Raw genomic sequence first — 1,465 nt, 5'->3', positions numbered from 1 at the left:
TCCAGTGCGGTACGGTGCTGCGCTTCGGCACTGTCGGCGGCGGTGACCAGTTCGTCGATCTCCTGACCCAGCGCCTTTTTCTCGGCCTCCCACGCAGCCTGCGCGGCGCGGTGGTCCTCCCCCGCCAACCGGACCGCTTCGGCCCAGATGGTCCCGGCCAGCTTCTGCGCCTGATCGGTCAACGCGCCCGGCGCAGCGACAACGGCCGCCGTGGCCGCCACTGCGTCCTCCTTCCACTGCCTCAGGTAGCGGGAGGCGTCCGCCATGGACACCCCGGCCGCCTCACGTACGGCCGTGACCGTGGGGACGCGGTCGGCGCCGATACGCGCCGCCGCGGCATACACCCGCTCTTTGCTGCTCTCTGCCATGACTTCCCTCCGCCGGATCAGTACGTTTAGTAGTAAGTATATTACTACTATTACTACTTTTCCAGCCTATGCGCCAAATTAGCGGGGCAGATATGACCCGGCACGCATCCAGGCCGGGCCCCCGGATAGGAGGCACTGTCCGAGCGGAGCGAGGTCCGATCCCGTCCGAAGCGGTGCACCTACCCTCTGCCGGGGGAAGAGCAGCCGTCCCGGGGGCGCCCGGGACCCCGGGACGGCTGCTCTGCAGTGGTGTCAGCTGCTGTGGGCTGTGTAGGGGCGCCGGTAGTGGGCGGGGAGTTCTGCGGCGGTTGCGGGGAGGTTTTCCGGTCCGTCTGCCTGGCCCATGTTCCAGTGGAAGAACACTTCCGCGGTGATCGCTTCGAAGTGCGCTGACTGGGTGCGGTAATAGGTCGTTGTGGTGTCTCCTTCGACGTACACGCCGAGGCCGAACAGTTCACCGGCCGCATCGGCCGTGCGGGTCACAGCGAGGATGATCAGCGGCCAGGCCCCGGCACCCCAGCCTTCGGTTCCCCAGTTGGGCAACACCGACCAGGCGGTCCCCTCCAGGGTGTCGATCCAGTCGCAGCCGTCCCCGGTGCGGTCATCGGCCGGCACCGCCGGTGCGGTGATGGCCTCGCCGGTGTCGGCGGTCGTGAACGGTGTTTTCGTTGCGGTCTGCATGGTGTGCTCCCTTATTCGCAAATATGTGGAGGCGGGTAACCCGTGGTGACCAGCAGATTCGGTTGCTCCTCTCCCCCGGCTTGTTTTTGCCTGCTGGCGGAGCTTGCGTAGCTGTGCACGACGGAGGCGGGTCCAACCCGACAGGGCAAAGGAGCCGGACAATGCCGGTAAGGAAATAAGCGAAGCGCCGTGGCGGCATTGCCCGGGTTCTGCAGCGGCGTCAGCCGTCGAGCCGGTGGAGCGGGCACGTACGATCCGAAGGAGTCTCAATGATGTTGTCAACCCTCTGCTGATTCTGCCCGATTGCTGCTCCCGACCAGAATCAGGCCGGGAGCAGCAACCCGAGGGCCCTTATTGGGTCCAGGCGGGGTAGGGTTTGCGGTCCTTGTCGGGCAGCTCTCCTGCCGTTGCCGGCA

Annotated in this window: 2 protein-coding genes; both read right to left on the bottom strand. The window is 66.2% G+C overall.

The genetic code is table 11. The features are described 5' to 3' along the window. Positions 1-368: DNA-binding protein (locus Y707_RS0102230; RefSeq protein WP_035780006.1), on the bottom strand; the 368-nt coding region annotated here is incomplete at its 3' end. 252 nt (positions 369-620) lie between these two features. After that, positions 621-1,049, bottom strand: a complete 429-nt coding sequence (locus Y707_RS0102225; RefSeq protein WP_026533876.1) for a hypothetical protein — start codon at positions 1,047-1,049, stop codon at positions 621-623. Positions 1,050-1,465: the final 416 nt, after the last annotated feature.

The sequence above is a fragment of the Arthrobacter sp. H14 genome (assembly GCF_000520495.1).
Taxonomy (GTDB): domain Bacteria; phylum Actinomycetota; class Actinomycetes; order Actinomycetales; family Micrococcaceae; genus Arthrobacter_C.
This window is presented reverse-complemented; position numbering and strand designations above follow the sequence as displayed.

Excerpts from the sequence above, each read along its gene's own strand:
- Y707_RS0102225 (WP_026533876.1), bottom strand. The coding sequence starts at position 1,049 with ATGCAGACCGCAACGAAAACACCGTTCACGACCGCCGACACCGGCGAG.